Origin of the sequence: Actinomadura sp. NAK00032, assembly GCF_013364275.1 — a bacterium.
In the GTDB taxonomy this organism is placed as follows: domain Bacteria; phylum Actinomycetota; class Actinomycetes; order Streptosporangiales; family Streptosporangiaceae; genus Spirillospora.
In genome coordinates this window covers 4,867,465-4,883,966 of record NZ_CP054932.1, presented here as the reverse complement: position 1 = coordinate 4,883,966, position 16,502 = coordinate 4,867,465, and the positions used below count along the sequence as shown (strand labels likewise).

At 71.8% G+C, this 16,502-nt stretch carries 12 protein-coding genes; 7 read left to right on the top strand and 5 right to left on the bottom strand.

Annotation, left to right across the window (positions count from 1 at the left end; translation table 11 throughout):
* The first annotated feature begins 93 nt into the window (after nt 1–93).
* From HUT06_RS22730 to HUT06_RS22720, 3 genes are all read left to right on the top strand, one after another.
* On the top strand, nt 94–1,107 hold the full coding sequence (locus tag HUT06_RS22730; protein ID WP_176197574.1) for an ABC transporter permease: 1,014 nt from the start codon (nt 94–96) through the stop codon (nt 1,105–1,107).
* Nucleotides 1,107–2,174: an ABC transporter ATP-binding protein gene (locus HUT06_RS22725; RefSeq protein WP_176197573.1), complete on the top strand. Its 1,068-nt coding sequence runs from the start codon at nt 1,107–1,109 to the stop codon at nt 2,172–2,174. Before HUT06_RS22730 ends, HUT06_RS22725 begins: the two co-directional genes overlap by 1 nt.
* A 122-nt stretch (nt 2,175–2,296) precedes the next feature.
* A complete protein-coding gene (locus tag HUT06_RS22720) occupies nt 2,297–3,361 on the top strand; it encodes an ABC transporter ATP-binding protein (protein WP_254715788.1) in 1,065 nt (354 codons plus the stop codon).
* 131 nt (nt 3,362–3,492) lie between these two features.
* Here the strand turns inward: HUT06_RS22720 and HUT06_RS22715 are convergent, their stop codons facing one another.
* The 5 genes from HUT06_RS22715 to HUT06_RS22695 form a co-directional block, all read right to left on the bottom strand.
* Complete coding sequence (locus tag HUT06_RS22715) at nt 3,493–5,997, bottom strand: ABC transporter permease (protein ID WP_254715332.1); 2,505 nt, start codon at nt 5,995–5,997, stop codon at nt 3,493–3,495.
* Complete coding sequence (locus tag HUT06_RS22710) at nt 5,994–6,806, bottom strand: ABC transporter ATP-binding protein (protein ID WP_176197572.1); 813 nt, start codon at nt 6,804–6,806, stop codon at nt 5,994–5,996. Before HUT06_RS22710 ends, HUT06_RS22715 begins: the two co-directional genes overlap by 4 nt.
* Before the next feature lie 282 nt (nt 6,807–7,088).
* Nucleotides 7,089–7,769, bottom strand: a complete 681-nt coding sequence (locus HUT06_RS22705; protein WP_176197571.1) for a response regulator transcription factor — start codon at nt 7,767–7,769, stop codon at nt 7,089–7,091.
* 124 nt (nt 7,770–7,893) lie between these two features.
* Nucleotides 7,894–9,060 carry a sensor histidine kinase gene (locus HUT06_RS22700; RefSeq protein ID WP_254715331.1) on the bottom strand — a complete coding sequence of 389 codons (1,167 nt, stop codon included), beginning with the start codon at nt 9,058–9,060 and terminating at the stop codon, nt 7,894–7,896.
* A gap of 274 nt (nt 9,061–9,334) precedes the next feature.
* Nucleotides 9,335–10,279: a PD-(D/E)XK nuclease family protein gene (locus HUT06_RS22695; RefSeq protein ID WP_176197569.1), complete on the bottom strand. Its 945-nt coding sequence runs from the start codon at nt 10,277–10,279 to the stop codon at nt 9,335–9,337.
* Nucleotides 10,280–10,420: 141 nt separating this feature from the next.
* Between HUT06_RS22695 and HUT06_RS22690 the strand changes: the two genes are divergently transcribed.
* From HUT06_RS22690 to dop, 4 genes are all read left to right on the top strand, one after another.
* A complete protein-coding gene (locus HUT06_RS22690; protein WP_254715330.1) occupies nt 10,421–11,605 on the top strand; it encodes a site-2 protease family protein in 1,185 nt (394 codons plus the stop codon).
* Nucleotides 11,606–11,704: 99 nt separating this feature from the next.
* Complete coding sequence (locus tag HUT06_RS22685) at nt 11,705–12,685, top strand: tRNA (adenine-N1)-methyltransferase (RefSeq protein WP_176197568.1); 981 nt, start codon at nt 11,705–11,707, stop codon at nt 12,683–12,685.
* A gap of 287 nt (nt 12,686–12,972) precedes the next feature.
* A complete protein-coding gene (arc, locus tag HUT06_RS22680) occupies nt 12,973–14,736 on the top strand; it encodes a proteasome ATPase (protein ID WP_176197567.1) in 1,764 nt (587 codons plus the stop codon).
* A gap of 159 nt (nt 14,737–14,895) precedes the next feature.
* A complete protein-coding gene (gene dop, locus HUT06_RS22675) occupies nt 14,896–16,413 on the top strand; it encodes a depupylase/deamidase Dop (RefSeq protein WP_176197566.1) in 1,518 nt (505 codons plus the stop codon).
* The last annotated feature ends 89 nt before the right edge of the window (nt 16,414–16,502 follow it).

The window sequence follows — 16,502 nt, the reverse complement described above, 5'->3', positions numbered from 1 at the left end:
GTGAGTCCATCTGAAGGCAGGTGAAGGCGAAAGTCCGCCGGCCGTGACCGGGCCTACAGGCCCGGCCTCGGCCGGCGGGCGGGGCCGCGCAGTGTGTTCCCATACCTCATCCGGCGCCTCATCGGTGCCGTGCTCATGTTGCTGCTGGTCAGCCTGGTGACCTTCGGCATCTTCTTCTGGCTGCCCAAGCTGGCCGGTCAGACCACCGACCAGATCGCGGCCGGGTACGTCGGCAAGGCCCCGACGGCCGAGGCGATCCAGGACACCAAGGAGCGGCTCGGCCTCGACAAGCCGGTCGTGGTGCAGTACGGCGAGTACCTGAAGGCCATCGTCGTCGGCAAGGACTACAAGGCCGGCCCGGTGACCGACCACTGCCCGGCGCCCTGCCTCGGCTACTCCTACCGCAGCAGCCAGCCGGTCTTGGAGACGCTGCTCGACCGGGCGCCCGCGACGGCGTCCCTGGCGTTCGGCGCGGCGGTCGTCTGGCTCGTCGGCGGCATCACCACGGGCGTGGTGTCGGCGCTGCGCAGAGGCTCGCTGTGGGACCGGACCGCGATGATCATCGCGCTGAGCGGCGTGTCGCTGCCCATCTACTTCACCGGCCTGGTCTCCCTCGCGCTGTTCTCCTACACCTTCAAGATCTTCCCGGGCGGCGGCAGCTACCTGCCGATCACCACGAACCCGGTGACCTGGTTCCAGTCGCTGGTGCTGCCATGGGTGACGCTCGCGTTCCTTTACGCGGCGATGTACGCGCGGCTCACCAGAGCGGGCATGCTGGAGACGATGAACGAGGACTACATCCGCACCGCCCGCGCCAAGGGGCTGCCGGAGAAGACCGTCGTCACCAAGCACGCCCTGCGCGCCTCGCTGACGCCGATCCTCACGATCTTCGGCCTGGACCTCGGCCTGCTGCTCGGCGGCGCCGTGCTGACCGAGAACACCTTCGGCATCCCCGGGCTGGGCCAGCTCGCGATCACCTCGATCAACGGCGGAGACCTGCCCATGGTGCTCGGCATCACGCTGATCACCGCGACCTCGATCGTGGTGATCAACCTGATCGTCGACCTGCTGTACGCCGTCGTCGACCCGAGAGTGAGGCTGAGCTGATGACCGGCACCGCGCCCGCCGCGGACACCGCGGGCACCGGCGAGGCTCCCACCGCGTTCCTCGACGTCCGCGACCTGCAGATCCACTTCCCGACCGACGACGGCCTGGTGAAGTCGGTGGACGGCCTGTCGTTCCAGCTGGAGCGCGGCCGCACCCTCGGCATCGTCGGCGAGTCCGGCTCGGGCAAGAGCGTGACCAGCCTCGGCATCCTCGGCCTGCACAACAAGCGCAACGCCGACGTGTCCGGGGAGATCTGGCTGAACGGCAAGGAGCTCGTCGGCTCCTCGCAGACCGAGGTGCGCCGCCTGCGCGGCCGCGACATGGCGATGATCTTCCAGGATCCGCTGTCGGCGATGCACCCCTTCTACACCGTCGGCGCGCAGATCATCGAGGCGTACCGGGTCCACAACGACGTGTCCAAGCAGGTGGCGCGCAAGCACGCCATCGACATGCTCGGCCGCGTCGGCATCCCCAAGCCGGACAAGCGGGTCGACGACTACCCGCACCAGTTCTCCGGCGGCATGCGGCAGCGCGCGATGATCGCGATGGCGCTGTCGTGCGACCCCGAGCTGCTGATCGCCGACGAGCCGACGACGGCGCTGGACGTGACCGTCCAGGCGCAGATCCTGGACCTGATCCGCGACCTGCAGCAGGAGTTCAACTCCGCCGTCATCATGATCACCCACGATCTCGGGGTGGTCGCCGAGCTGTCGGACGACATCCTGGTGATGTACGCCGGCCGCGCCGTGGAGTACGCCTCCGTCGACGACGCCTTCCACCGGCCGCTGCACCCCTACACGTGGGGGCTGCTCGGCTCGATGCCGCGGCTGGACCGCGAGCGCAGCGAGCGGCTCATGCCGATCAAGGGGTCGCCGCCGAGCCTGATCAACGTCCCGTCCGGGTGCGCGTTCCATCCGCGCTGCCCCTACAAGGACCTCAACGGCGACAAGAGCACGACCGAGCGGCCCGAACTGGTCGAGGTCGAGCCCGGCCACAAGGCGGCGTGCCACCTCCCGCTGGAGAAGAAGCGCGAGATCTGGAACGACGAGATCCGGCCGAAGCTGTGACGAGCACGGGTGGGAACGAGACTGTGAGCACATCGAAGACCCCGGTCGGCGAGACCCCGGCCGCCGCGACCCCGGCCGCGGCCGCCGAGCCCGCGGCGGCGCGCCCCGCGGAGGGCGAGCCGCTGCTGGAGGTGGACAACCTCGGCAAGCACTTCCCCGTCACCGCGGGGCTGCTGCGCCGGCAGGTCGCGGCGGTCAAGGCCGTCGACGGCGTGTCGTTCTCGGTCCGCAAGGGCGAGACCCTCGGGCTGGTGGGGGAGTCCGGCTGCGGCAAGTCCACCACCGGCCGCATGATCATGCGGCTGCTGGACCCGAGCTTCGGGACGATCAGGTTCGAGGGGCAGGACATCACCAAGATGTCGCAGGGCCGGCTCCGGCCGCTCCGCCGCGACCTCCAGATGATCTTCCAGGACCCGTACTCGTCGCTGAACCCCCGCAAGACCGTCGGCGCGATCGTCGGGGCCCCGTTCCGGCTGCAGAACATCGAGGCCAAGCAGGGCGTCAAGAAGGCCGTCCAGGAGATCCTGGAACTCGTCGGCCTCAACCCCGAGCACTACAACCGGTACCCGCACGAGTTCTCCGGCGGGCAGCGGCAGCGCATCGGGATCGCCCGGACCCTCGCCCTCAAGCCGAAGCTGATCGTCGCGGACGAGCCGGTGTCGGCGCTGGACGTGTCGGTGCAGGCGCAGGTCGTCAACCTGCTGGAGGACCTGCAGGACGAACTCGACCTCACCTACGTGGTGATCGCGCACGACCTGTCGGTCGTCCGGCACATCTCCGACCGCGTCGCCGTCATGTACCTCGGCAAGATCGTCGAGGTGGCGGACCGCGCGGACCTGTACCAGCGGCCCATGCACCCCTACACCAACGCGCTGCTGTCGGCGGTCCCCATCCCCGACCCGAGCGAGCGCAGCGGCCGGGAGCGGATCCGGCTGCAGGGCGACGTGCCGAGCCCGCTCGACCCGCCGCCCGCGTGCCGGTTCCACACCCGGTGCTGGAAGGCGCAGGACATCTGCAAGCAGGTCGAGCCGCCGCTGGTCGAGCTCAGCCCCGGCCACCAGGCCGCCTGCCACTTCCCGGAGAACACCACGGTCAGCGCGACCGACGCGGTCGCCAAGGCCGCGGTGGCGCCCGGCGCCGGCACCGCCGACGCCGCCCCGGCCGGCACCGAGCCCGAGGCCGAGTAGCCGGCCCGCACCGGCCGCCGGGCATCCGGCGGCCGGTGCGGCCCGCAACGACAAGGACCCGGCCCCTCCACGCGGAGGGACCGGGTCCTTTCGGCTCGTGCGGGCCGCCGGTCCCGGCGGCCCGCCGCCGGCTACTCGGTGGAGATGGCCTTCAGGACGTCCATGCGCCCCGCCCGCCACGCCGGCCACAGCGCCGCCAGCACACCGATCAGCGCCGCGACCACCAGGTACACCCCCAGCGTCCCGAACGGGACGGCGAGGACCCCGAGGCCCTGGTCGGCCAGCGCGTTCTGCAGCGCCGCGCCGAACGCCACCCCGATGCCCATGCCGAGCACCGCGCCGAACACCGCGATCATGATGGACTCCAGCCGGATCATGCGGCGCAGCTGCCGCCGGGAGATCCCGATCGCGCGCAGCAGCCCGATCTCCCGGGTCCGCTCGATCACCGACAGCGCCAGGGTGTTCACCACCCCCACCGCCGCGATGATCACCGACATGACCAGCAGGATCGTCAGGAACGTCACGAACCCGTCGATCTGCTTGCGGGCGTCGTCCTTCAGCTTCGCCTGGTCGGCGACCTCCAGGTTCGGGTACGCCCGCACCGCTTGGTCCAGCGCCGACTTCGTCGCCGCGTCCGCCCGCGCCGCGTCCACCACCATGATCGACACCGTGGGCCGCACCGTGTGCCGCAGATGCGCCTGCTCGGACACCAGCCGCGGCCCGATCAGGTCGCTCTTGGCGTACACGCCCGCCACCGTCAGCCGCTCGGTCTCGCCGTCGGTGAACCGCATCGGCACCGCCGTCCCGACCTTCCAGCCCTGGTCCTGCGCGGTGCCCTCGTCCACCATGATCGACGCCGGCCCGCCGGACGCGGTGCCCGACACCATCTTCAGCCGCGCCGCCTTCGCCAGCGCCGGCAGGTCGCCGGCCAGGTAGTACACGTCCTTGCCCTTGATCTCGGCGCGGGCGTCGTAGGTCGGCGACACCGCCACCACCCCGGGCGTCTGCTCGATCTTGCGCCGCGCCTCGGCGTTCACCCCGCCGGGGCCCTGCGACTGCACCAGGTAGTCCGCGCCGAACTGCGCGTCCACCTGCTCGTCGATCGAGGCCCGCATCGTCGCGCCGAGCACGTTCACCGTGGTGATCAGCGCCAGCCCGATCATCAGCGCCGCGGCCGTCGCCGCGGTGCGGCGCGGGTTGCGCAGCGCGTTCTGCCGCGCCAGCCGCCCGGGGGAGCCCATCAGCCGCGCGAACGGCGCGCCGAGCACCTTCAGCACCGGCACGCTGATCACCGGCGCGAGCATCGCGACGCCGATGAACACCGCGAACGCGCCCGCGCCGACCGGCACGACCGGGTTGCCGCCGTCGCCGGCCAGCCCCACCCCGATCAGGCCCGCGCCGGCCAGGGTCAGCAGCGACCCGAGCGCCACCCGGATCCGCAGCGACCGCTGCGGCAGCGCCACGTCGTCGCGCATCGCCGCCACCGGCGGGACCTTCGCGGCGCGCCGCGCCGGGAAGTACGCCGACACCACCGTCACCACGATCCCGACCGCGTACGACCAGATCACCGGCGTCGCGGTGAACGTCAGGCCGCCCTGCCCGGCGTCGCCCATCTGCGTCTGCAGCAGCGACGCCAGCCCCGCCCCGGCCGCCAGGCCCAGCGTCGACCCGACCACGCCGACCGCGACGGCCTCGCCGATCACCGCCCGCGTCACCTGCCCGCGCGCCGCGCCGACCGCGCGCAGCAGCGCCAGCTCACGGGTGCGCTGCGCGACCAGCATCGAGAACGTGTTGAAGATGATGAACGCCCCGACGAAGATCGAAATCAGCGCGAACACCAGCAGGAACGTCCGGAAGAACCCCATCATCTGCGCGATGTCGCTCTTGGACTCCTCGCGGAGCTCCTCGCCGGTGACGGCCTCCATGCCCTGCGGCAGCACCTTCGCGACCCGGTCCCGCAGCTCCTCCTGCGACGGGCCCGACGAGCCCATCTCGATGTCGGAGAAGTACCCGGGCTTCAGCATCAGCTTCTGCGCCGTCGGCGTGTCGAACCCGGTGACGGTCGCGCCCATCAGGTTCCCGGTGTCGATCAGCCCGACGACCGTCATCCGCGCGGGCGGGCCCGCGGTGAGGACCTGCGTGACGTCCCCGAGCGCGAGCTCGCCCTTCTTCGCGGTCGCCGCGTCGATCACGACCTCGCCCGGCCCCCGCGGGGCGCGGCCCGACGCCAGCTCGTAGGTCCCGTCGCCGCCCGTCCAGTTCACGCCGAGCTGCGGCGGCCCGTTCTGCGCCGTCCCGACGAGCTCGCCGTCCTTGCCGACGACGGCCGCGTACCCGTTGACGTTGCCCTTGGGATCCTTGACGCCCTCGACGCCCCCGACGGCCTTCAGGACGCTCGCCGGGACCGGCTGCGCCGCGTAGCCGTCGGTGTCGCCGCCGACGACCTTCTTGGCCCGCACGTCCACGGCCACGTTCGTGCCGATCCGGCTGAACAGGTCGTCGAACTGCTTGTTCATGCTGTCGGTGAAGATCAGCGTGCCCGCGACGAACGCCACGCCGAGGATCACCGCGACCGCCGTCAGCACCAATCTGATCTTGTGCGCCGCGAGATTGCGGAGCGTGACCTTCCCCATCATCGCGCCGAGACCTCCGCGCCCGCCGCCGGCGCCGCGCCGTCGAAGCCCTTCATCCGCTCCAGCACCCGCTCCGCCGTCGGCTCGGCCATCGTGTCGACGATCTGCCCGTCCGACAGGAACAGCACCTGGTCGGCGTACGCCGCCGCCGACGGGTCGTGCGTCACCATCACGATCGTCTGGCCCATCCGGCGCACCGAGTCGCGCAGGAAGCCGAGCACCTCGGCGCCCGACCGCGAGTCCAGGTTCCCCGTCGGCTCGTCCGCGAAGATGATCTCCGGGCGGGACGCCAGCGCGCGGGCGCACGCCACCCGCTGCTGCTGCCCGCCCGACAGCTCCGCCGGGCGGTGCTTCAGCCGCGGCCGCAGCCCCACCGTGTCGATGACCAGGTCCAGCCACTCCCGGTCGGCCCTGCGGCCGGCGATGTCCATCGGCAGCGTGATGTTCTCCAGCGCCGTCAGCGTCGGCACCAGGTTGAACGCCTGGAAGATGAAACCGATCTTGTCGCGGCGCAGCCGCGTCAACTGCTTGTCCTTCAGCGCCGTCAGCTCGGTGCCGCCGATGAACACCTGCCCGGAGTCGACCGAGTCCAGCCCCGCCATGCAGTGCATCAGCGTGGACTTCCCCGACCCCGACGGGCCCATGATCGCGGTGAACCGGCCGCGGGGAATGCCGACCGTGACCCCGTCGAGCGCGACGACCTGGGCGTCGCCGCGCCCGTACACCTTCGCGATCTGCTGGGTCCGTGCGGCGAAGTCGCCCGCCCCGGGCGCGGACTCCGCGCCGGCGGTCGAAGGGGCGGTGTTCGTCACTGGAGACTCCCGGATGTGAGTGGACTGGTGTGAGTGGACTGGATGGGACCGGACCGCGCACGAGCCCCCGGCGATCCGACACCCAGAACCCTAGAAGCCCCGCGAACCCGAAGGATGCACCCCAGGAACGGACTTGCCGGTCCACCCACGGCAGGAGGCACCCTCCACCCGTCGTCCTCCGGGAGTAGTCCCCGCGGGGGCGGGCGTCAGGGTCGACTCAGGGACCGACCCTGACACCGGCCCGGGAACACCGCCCCGACCGGCCACGCGGGGGAGCGCCGGTCAGCTCTGCCCCGGCCTGCTCAGACCCGTCTCGTACGCGTACACGACCGCCTGCACCCGGTCCCGCAGCCCCAGCTTCGCCAGGACGTTCCCCACATGCGTCTTCACGGTCGTCTCGCTCACCACCAGCTCCGCGGCGATCTCCGCGTTCGACTGCCCCCGCGCCACATGCGACAGCACCTCCCGCTCCCGCTCGGTCAGCGTGTCCAGCCCCGGCGGCGGCGACTGGTCCCGCACCGCCGGCAGCCGCGTCGCGAACTTGTCCAGCAGCCGCCGCGTCACCGACGGCGCCACGATCGCGTCGCCCGCCGCCACGATCCGGATCGCCTGCACCAGGTCCTCCGGCGGCGAGTCCTTCAGCAGGAACCCCGACGCCCCCGCCCGCACCGCCTCGATCACGTACTCGTCCAGATCGAACGTCGTCAGGATCAGCACCTTCGGATCATGCGACGCCGCGCCCTCCCGGATGATCCGCCGGGTCGCCTCGATCCCGTCCACGCCCGGCATCCGGATGTCCATCAGCACCACGTCCGGCAGCAGCGACCGCGTCAGCTCCACCGCCGCCGCGCCGTCCCCGGCCTCACCGACCACCGCGATATCGGCCTCCGCCTCCAGGATCAGCCGGAACCCCGTCCGCAGCAGCGGCTGGTCGTCGACGAGCAGCACCCGCACCGCCGTCATCGCGTCACCCCGGCGCAGTACCGGCCCCGTCGCTCCATCGTTCCCGCTCCTCGCCTCACGACGCTCCTGCCTACCCTCCCGCCCACCGGCAACCGACGGCCGGGAGCACACGCCCAAGCGGGACTCACGCCTCCAGGGGGAAACGGGCCCGCACACCGAACCCGCCGCCGACCCGCGGCCCGATCCTCAACTCGCCACCGTACAGCGCCACCCGCTCGTACATGCCGACCAGACCGTGCCCCGGATTGTCCCCGTTGCCCGCCATGATCGTCGCCGTGCCGCGCCCGTCGTCCTCGACCTCCACCGTCAGGTCCGCGTCCCCGTAGTACAGCCGCACCCACGCCCGCGCCTGCGGACCCGCGTGCTTCAACGTGTTCGTCAGCGCCTCCTGGATCAGCCGGAACGCCGCCACGTCCACCCCCGGCGACGGCGGCCGCGCCTCACCCTCGATCCACAGCTGCACCGACAGGCCCGTCTCCCGCACATGGTCCAGCAGCTCCCCGAGATCCCCCAGACCCGGCTGCGGCGCCAGCTCCCGGCCCGCCTGCTCGGCGTCCCGGTCCGTGCGCAGCACCCCCACGATCCGCCGCATCTCGCTCAGCGCCGTCCGCCCGACCTCCTCGATCGTCGACATCGCCTCCCGGGCGCTCCCCGGATCCCGGTCGATGATCCGCCGCGCCGCGCCCGCCTGCACCGTCATCACGCTCACATGGTGCGCCACCACGTCGTGCAGCTCCCGCGCGATCCGCGACCGCTCCTCGATCCGCGCCGCCCGCGCGTCGGTGCCCCGCGCCCGCTCCAGCCGCGCCGCCCGGTCCTCCAGCTCCGTAAAGTACGCCCGCCGCAGCCGCAGGCTCCGCCCCAGCATCCACACGCCGATCACCAGCGCGGAATCAGTGATGATCACCACCGGCTCCGCCGACACCGGCAGCACCAGCAGATACACCAGGAAGTACACGAACCCGACCAGCCCGCCCAGCGCGCTCTGCGCCAGCCCCCGGTGCGCCGCCACGCTGTACACCGCGATCAGGAACGCCACCACGTCCGGCACGCTCGGCGGATACTGCATCACCGCCATCGCCAGCTCACCGGCGATGATGAACAGCAGCACCGGCAGCGGATGCCGGCGCCGCCACACCAGCGCCAGCGCCACCACGACGACCAGCAGCGCGTTCCACCCGTCCGGCGACCGGAACCCCGCGAACTCCTCGCCCCGCGGAAGCTCCTCCAGCCACAGCTGCGGCAGCCCCAGCAGCAGCAGCCCGACCGCCAGCACGGCGTCGGCCGCCATCGGACGCGCCTGCAGCCAGGCACGGGCGGCATGAAGACCACGGATGCGGGGTGACACGACACTCACCCTAGGAGGTCGCGGCAGGTCCCGGCCCCTCCTGAACGCGGATCCGCCGTCATCCCCAAGGATGAGCCCGCACCGCCCCAGCGGACGGCGCCTCCGCCGCCCGCAGCGCCCGGCAGCACGCGGAATCCGCGGCCGCACCCCCCCGGCGACGGACGACGCCCGGGCGGCCCCCGCGAGTCCCCTCAGACCGCCGCGCCGCCCCGCCGCCCTACAGATCCCCGTGCTCGCGCACCGCGACCTCGGAGACCTCCAGATCGGCCGGCGACGGGCGCCGCACCGGCACCTCCGGCAGCGGCGGGGGAGTGCCCCCGAACTCCGGGCACCGCTCCTTGTGATCGCACCAGTCGCACAACCGGCCCGCCCGCGGCCGCCACTCGCCGCTGTCCATCGCCCGCCGGATCGCCGCCCACAGCGCCTCCACCTTCCGCTGCGTCGCCCGCAGATCCGCCTCGTCCGGCTCGTACCGCAGGATCTCGCCATTGCCGAGGTACATCAACTGCAGCAACCGCGGCACCCGCCCCCGCGACCGCCACAGCACCAGCGCGTAGAACTTCATCTGAAACAGCGCCCGCGCCTCGAAATCCGCCCGCGGCGCCGTCCCCGTCTTGTAGTCCACGATCCGCACGTCACCGCTCGGCGCCACGTCCACCCGGTCGATGTACCCCCGCAGCTTCAGCCCCGACTCCAGCACCGTCTCCACGAACAGCTCACGCTCCGCAGGCTCCAGCCGGCGCGGATCCTCCAGCGCGAAGTACCGCTCCACCATCCGCCGCGCCTGCCCCAGCCACTGCGCGCGCTCGGCGTCCCCGGCCTCCCCGTCCCCGAACAGCCCCGCCAGCTCCGGCTCCTCCGCCAGCAGCCGCTCCCACTCCGGCCCCAGCATCTCCAGCGCCGCCTCCGGCGTCCGCCCGCCCGTCGGCAGGTCGAACAGCCGCTCCAGCACCGCGTGCACCAGCGTCCCCCGCACCGCCGCCGCACTCGGACGCTCCGGGATCCGGTCGATCACCCGGAACCGATACAGCAGCGGACACGTCATGAAATCGCCTGCCCGGGACGGCGACAACGACCCCACCACCGCGACGTCCCCCGCACCCCCGCCCCCGCCCCGCGCGGACGGAACGGACGCCTCACTACCCGCCTCGGTCGTCGTCATGGCACAGCAGACTAGGCGACACCCCCGACGAAAATCCCGCACCCGCCCCGCACGCGCAGCCCGCCCGCCCCGCACCCGCCCCGCCCCGCCCGCCGCCACCGGCGGCACCGCACCCCCGCCGGGGGCCGTAGCATCGAAGACGTGACGAACAGCGCGCCCCCGACCCAGGGCAGGACCCCCGCCGGAGGCCCCGGCCACGACGACCGCCGCCCCCAGCGACCCGGCCTGTCCATGGGCCGCGTCCTCGGCGTCCCCGTCTACGTCTCACCCAGCTGGTTCCTCGTCGCCGTCCTCGTCACCGTCATGTTCGAAGGCCAGGTCCACGGCGTCGCCGACCGCCCCCTCAGCTACCTCGTCGCCTTCACCTACGCCGTCCTGCTCTACGGCTCCGTCTTCGTCCACGAACTCAGCCACGCCGTCACCGCGCGCATCTTCGGGCTCCCCGTCCGCTCCGTCACCCTCCACGTCCTCGGCGGCGAGACCTCCATCGAACGCGAGGCCCCCACCCCCGGCCGCGAATTCCTCATCGCCTTCGCCGGCCCCCTCACCAACCTCGTCCTCGCCGGCCTCGGCCTCCTCGCCCACGCCACCCTCGCCCTCCCCGACGTCGCCCTCCTGCTCCTCGAAGCCCTCACCTTCGCCAACCTCCTCGTCGGCCTCTTCAACCTCCTGCCCGGCCTCCCCCTCGACGGCGGCCGCCTCGTCCGCGCCGCCGTCTGGAAGGCCACCGGACGCGCCCGCAGCGGCGCCATCTTCGCCGGCTGGGTCGGCCGCGCCGTCGCCATCGGCTGCCTCATCGCCGGCGCCTACCTCGCCACCTACACCACCACCGCCGCCGACGGCGGCATCGGCTGGCTCGCCCTCCTGTGGTCCGCCCTCATCGCCTCCTTCATCTGGGTCGGCGCCACCCAGGCCATCCGCGCCGAACGCGTCCGCGACCGCATCCCCCTGCTGTCGGCCCGCCGCCTCGCCCGCCGCGCCACCCTCGTCACCGCCGACACCCCCCTCGCCGAGGCCATCCGCCGCGCCCACGCCGACCACTCCGGCGCCATCGTCATCGCCGACCACGACGGCCGCCCCCTCGGCCTCGTCAACGAGAAGGCCGTCACCGCCACCCCCGAGCACCGCCGCCCCTGGGTCACCGCCGGCGAACTCTCCCGCGGCGTCCACGACGACCTCACCCTCCCCGCCGACCTCGCCGGCGACGACCTCCTCGACGCCCTCCGCCGCGCCCCCGCCTCCGAATACCTCCTCGTCGAACCCGACGGCCGCCTCTACGGCGTCCTCGCCGTCAGCGACATCGACCACACCTTCACCGGCATCTGACCCACCGGAACCCGCAGCGCGCCCGGCCCCGCACCGCACGGGCCGCCGCCGCCCCGCGGCGGCCCGACCTGCCCGCGCCCGCCGCTAGCCTTGACCACCATGAGCGAACCCCAGCCCACCGGACCCGCCCCCGCCCTCGGCCGCATCCCCCACGGCCCCTTCCGCCCCGGCGACCAGGTTCAGCTCACCGACCCCAAGGGCCGCATCAACACCATCACCCTCCAGCCCGGCAAGCTCTACCACTCCCACAAGGGCTCCATCCCCCACGACGACATCATCGGCAGCCCCGAAGGCAGCGTCTTCCGCTCCACCGGCGGCATCGAGTACCTCGCCTTCCGCCCCCTCCTCGCCGACTTCACCCTCCGCATGCCCCGCGGCGCCGCCGTCGTCTACCCCAAGGACGCCGCCCAGATCATCGCCATGGCCGACATCTTCCCCGGCGCCCGCGTCATCGAGGCCGGCGCCGGATCCGGCGCCCTCACCTGCTCCCTGCTGCGCGCCGTCGGCGAGCACGGCCTCGTCTCCTCCTACGAACGGCGCCCCGACTTCGCCGACATCGCCCGCGGCAACGTCGAGAAGTTCTTCGGCGGCCCCCACCCCGCCTGGCGCCTCACCGTCGGCTCCCTCGAACACGCCCTCGCCGAAACCGACGCCGACCGCGTCGTCCTCGACATGCTCGCCCCCTGGGAGACCCTCGACGCCGTCGCCAAGGCCCTCATCCCCGGCGGCCTCGTCTGCGCCTACATCGCCACCACCACCCAGATGTCCCGCGTCGTCGAAGACCTCCGCGCCCAGGGCTCCTTCGCCGAGCCCTACGCCTTCGAGACCATGCTCCGCTCCTGGCACGTCGACGGACTCGCCGTCCGCCCCGACCACCGCATGGTCGGCCACACCGGCTTCCTCGTCACCGCCCGCCGCCTCGCCGACGGCGTCACCCCGCCCGCCCGCCGCCGCCGCCCCGCCAAGGGCGCCCACCCCGCCCCCGGCGACGCCCCCCACGGCGACACGCCCGGCGCGGAACCCGCCGGCGGCACCACCACCGGCACCGCCGACGCGCCCGGGCACCCCACCGAGTCCTAGATCACAATCCGGCCGGCCCCGCCGCGCCGCACCGCGCCCGGCCCCCACCCCGCCCCGCGCACACCCACCGAACTCGGCAAACCCCCCGTCACGACACGCCCGACCCCCCGGACCCCCAGGTCCACACCCCGTAACCCCACGCCCCGCACCACCCCCACAGCACCCCTCCCAACCCTCCCGGAAGACACCCGCACGACACGAACACCGAATGGGCAGGTTACGGAAGCCCTCCAGATAGGTAGGGTCTCAGTAGGTCGTCGGCTCTCTTCGTGAGGAGGTGACGGGGCGTGGCCGCTCGTGACGATGCTGGGGCGCGCAGGGCGCAGCACGAAAAGGAGGTCAGGGACCTCCAAACGCAGATCTCCTTCCTGGAGGAGGAGATCTCCGTGCTGCGCCGCAAGCTCGCGGAATCCCCGCGCCAAGTACGTGTGCTGGAAGAACGCCTCCATGAGGCGCAGGCAAACCTGGCCGCCGTAACCGGCCAGAACGAGCGACTCGTAGCGACCCTCAAAGAGGCTCGCGAACAGATCGTGGCGCTCAAGGAGGAGGTCGACAGGCTCGCACAACCACCGTCCGGATTCGGCGTCTTCCTCGAAGCCCGCGACGACGGGACCGTCGACATCTTCACCGGCGGGCGCAAGCTGCGCGTGAACGTCAGCCCCGCCGTCGAGATCGACGAACTCCAGCGCGGCCAAGAGGTCATGCTGAACGAGGCCCTCAACGTCGTCGAGGCCCTCGAGTTCGAAGAGCAGGGCGAAGTCGTCATGCTCAAGGAACTCTTCGACGACGGCGAACGCGCACTCGTCATCGCGCACGCCGACGAGGAGCGCGTCGTCAAGCTCGCCGAGCCGCTGCGCGGAGTCCCCCTCCGCGCCGGCGACTCCCTCATGCTCGAATCAAGGTCCGGCTACGCCTACGAGAAGATCCACAAGGCCGAGGTCGAAGAACTCGTCCTCGAAGAGGTCCCCGACATCTCCTACAACGAGATCGGCGGCCTCGGCTCCCAGATCGAACTGATCCGCGACGCCGTGGAACTTCCCTACCTGCACGCCGACCTGTTCCGGGAGCACCAGCTCCGCCCGCCCAAGGGCGTCCTCCTCTACGGACCGCCCGGCTGCGGGAAGACCCTCATCGCCAAGGCCGTCGCCAACTCCCTCGCCAAGCAGGTCGCGGAGAAGACCGGCCAGGAGGGCAAGAGCTTCTTCCTCAACATCAAGGGCCCCGAACTGCTCAACAAGTACGTCGGCGAGACCGAGCGGCACATCCGCCTCGTCTTCCAGCGGGCCCGCGAGAAGGCGTCCGCCGGGACCCCCGTCATCGTCTTCTTCGACGAGATGGACTCCATCTTCCGCACCCGCGGCTCCGGAGTCTCCTCCGACGTCGAGAACACCATCGTCCCGCAGCTGCTCAGCGAGATCGACGGCGTCGAGGGCCTGGAGAACGTCATCGTCATCGGCGCCTCCAACCGCGAGGACATGATCGACCCCGCGATCCTGCGCCCCGGCCGGCTCGACGTCAAGATCAAGATCGAGCGGCCCGACGCCGAGTCCGCCAAGGACATCTTCTCCAAGTACATCCTCGGCGGACTCCCGCTCCACCCCGACGACCTCAAGGAGCACGGCGGCTCCGCCGAGGCCACCGTCGACGCCATGATCCAGCGGACCGTCGAGCGCATGTACGCCGAGACCGAGGAGAACCGCTTCCTGGAGGTCACCTACGCCAACGGCGACAAGGAAGTCCTCTACTTCAAGGACTTCAACTCCGGCGCGATGATCCAGAACATCGTCGACCGCGCCAAGAAGATGGCCATCAAGCAGTTCCTCGACACCGGCCAGAAGGGGCTGCGCGTCACCCACCTCCTCGCCGCCTGCGTCGACGAGTTCAGCGAGAACGAGGACCTGCCCAACACCACCAACCCCGACGACTGGGCCCGCATCTCCGGCAAGAAGGGGGAGCGGATCGTCTACATCCGCACCCTCGTCTCCGGGACCAAGGGCGCCGAGGCCGGACGGTCCATCGACACCGTCGCCAACACCGGCCAGTACCTGTAACGCCCCGCACCATGACGGCAACCGCGCGGCGGCTCCCCGGAAGGGGGGCCGTCGCGCCCGCGTCCGGCCGCACCGCCGCAGCCCGCGCCGCCACGCCGCAACCCCCGCCACACCCCGGTCCCGTGGCTCCACCCCCGCCGCCCCGATAGGCTCGACGATATGACTGTTCGGCGGGTGATGGGCATCGAGACCGAGTACGGCATCTCCGTACCGGGACAGCCAGGGGCCAACGCGATGGTGACCTCCTCCCAGGTCGTCAACGCCTACCTCGCGGCTTCCGCGGCGCGGGCCCGCAGGGCCCGCTGGGACTTCGAAGAGGAGAACCCGCTGCGCGACGCCCGCGGGTTCGACCTCGCCCGCGAGGTCGCCGACCCCACCCAGCTCACCGACGAGGACCTTGGCCTCGCCAACGTCATCCTCACCAACGGCGCCCGGCTCTACGTCGACCACGCCCACCCCGAGTACTCCGCGCCCGAATGCACCAACCCCCGCGACGCCGTCCTCTGGGACAAGGCCGGCGAGCGCGTCATGGCCGACGCCGCGCAGCGCGCCGCCCTCGTCCCCGGCACCCACCCCATCCAGCTCTACAAGAACAACACCGACAACAAGGGCGCCTCCTACGGCTGCCATGAGAACTACCTCATGCGCCGCGAGACCCCCTTCGCCGACATCGTCCGGCACCTCACCCCCTTCTTCGTCTCCCGCCAGGTCGTCTGCGGCGCCGGCCGCGTCGGCATCGGCGTCGACGGCCGCGGCGACGGCTTCCAGATCAGCCAGCGCGCCGACTTCTTCGAGGTCGAGGTCGGCCTGGAGACCACCCTCAAGCGGCCCATCATCAACACCCGCGACGAGCCCCACGCCGACCCCGAGAAGTACCGGCGGCTGCACGTCATCATCGGCGACGCCAACATGGCCGAGCTGTCCACCTACCTCAAGCTCGGCACCACCTCGCTCGTCCTCGCCATGATCGAGGACGGCTTCCTCACCGTCGACCTGTCCGTCGACATGCCCGTCGCCGCACTCCGCGCCGTCTCCCACGACCCGTCCTGCAAGCACCTGCTCACCCTCCGCGATGGCCGCAAGATGACCGCCGTCCAGCTCCAGATGGAGTACCTCGAGCAGTCCCGCAAGTACGTCGAGGACCGCTTCGGCGCCGACGTCGACGAGATGACCAAGGACGTCCTCGACCGCTGGGAGTCGGTCCTGCACCGCCTGGGCGACGACCCCATGCAGCTGTCCCGCGAACTCGACTGGGTCGCCAAGCTGTCCCTCCTGGAGGGCTACCGCAGCCGCGACGGCCTCGACTGGTCGCACCCGCGCCTGCAGCTCGTCGACCTGCAGTACACCGACATCCGCCCCGACAAGGGCCTCTACAACCGCCTCGTCGACCGCGGCCGCATCGACCGGGTCGTCACCGAGGCCGAGGTCCAGGCCGCCGTGGAGGACCCGCCGGAGGACACCAGGGCCTACTTCCGCGGCCGCTGCCTGCGCCAGTACGCCGAGTCCGTCGCCGCCGCGTCCTGGGACTCCGTCATCTTCGACGTCCCCGGCCGTGAGTCGCTCCAGCGCGTCCCGACCCTGGAGCCGCTGCGCGGCACCAAGCAGCACGTGGGCGCCCTCCTGGACCGCTGCCGCACCGCCGCCGACCTGGTCGCCACCCTGACCGGCCAGAGCTGACCGGCGAGAGCTGACCGGACAAACGAGAGCCGGGGGGCGCGAGAGCGCGCCGCCCGGCTCTCCGACGTCCCATTGGATAGTGTGACTAT

Bases quoted from the DNA above. Each gene is read 5' to 3' on its own strand.
- HUT06_RS22725 (WP_176197573.1), top strand. From the start codon at position 1,107: ATGACCGGCACCGCGCCCGCCGCGGACACCGCGGGCACCGGCGAGGCT.
- HUT06_RS22700 (WP_254715331.1), bottom strand. From the start codon at position 9,060: ATGGCGGCCGACGCCGTGCTGGCGGTCGGGCTGCTGCTGCTGGGGCTG.
- HUT06_RS22685 (WP_176197568.1), top strand. From the start codon at position 11,705: ATGAGCGAACCCCAGCCCACCGGACCCGCCCCCGCCCTCGGCCGCATC.
- HUT06_RS22715 (WP_254715332.1), bottom strand. From the start codon at position 5,997: ATGATGGGGAAGGTCACGCTCCGCAATCTCGCGGCGCACAAGATCAGA.
- HUT06_RS22705 (WP_176197571.1), bottom strand. From the start codon at position 7,769: ATGACGGCGGTGCGGGTGCTGCTCGTCGACGACCAGCCGCTGCTGCGG.
- HUT06_RS22695 (WP_176197569.1), bottom strand. From the start codon at position 10,279: ATGACGACGACCGAGGCGGGTAGTGAGGCGTCCGTTCCGTCCGCGCGG.
- dop (WP_176197566.1), top strand. From the start codon at position 14,896: ATGACTGTTCGGCGGGTGATGGGCATCGAGACCGAGTACGGCATCTCC.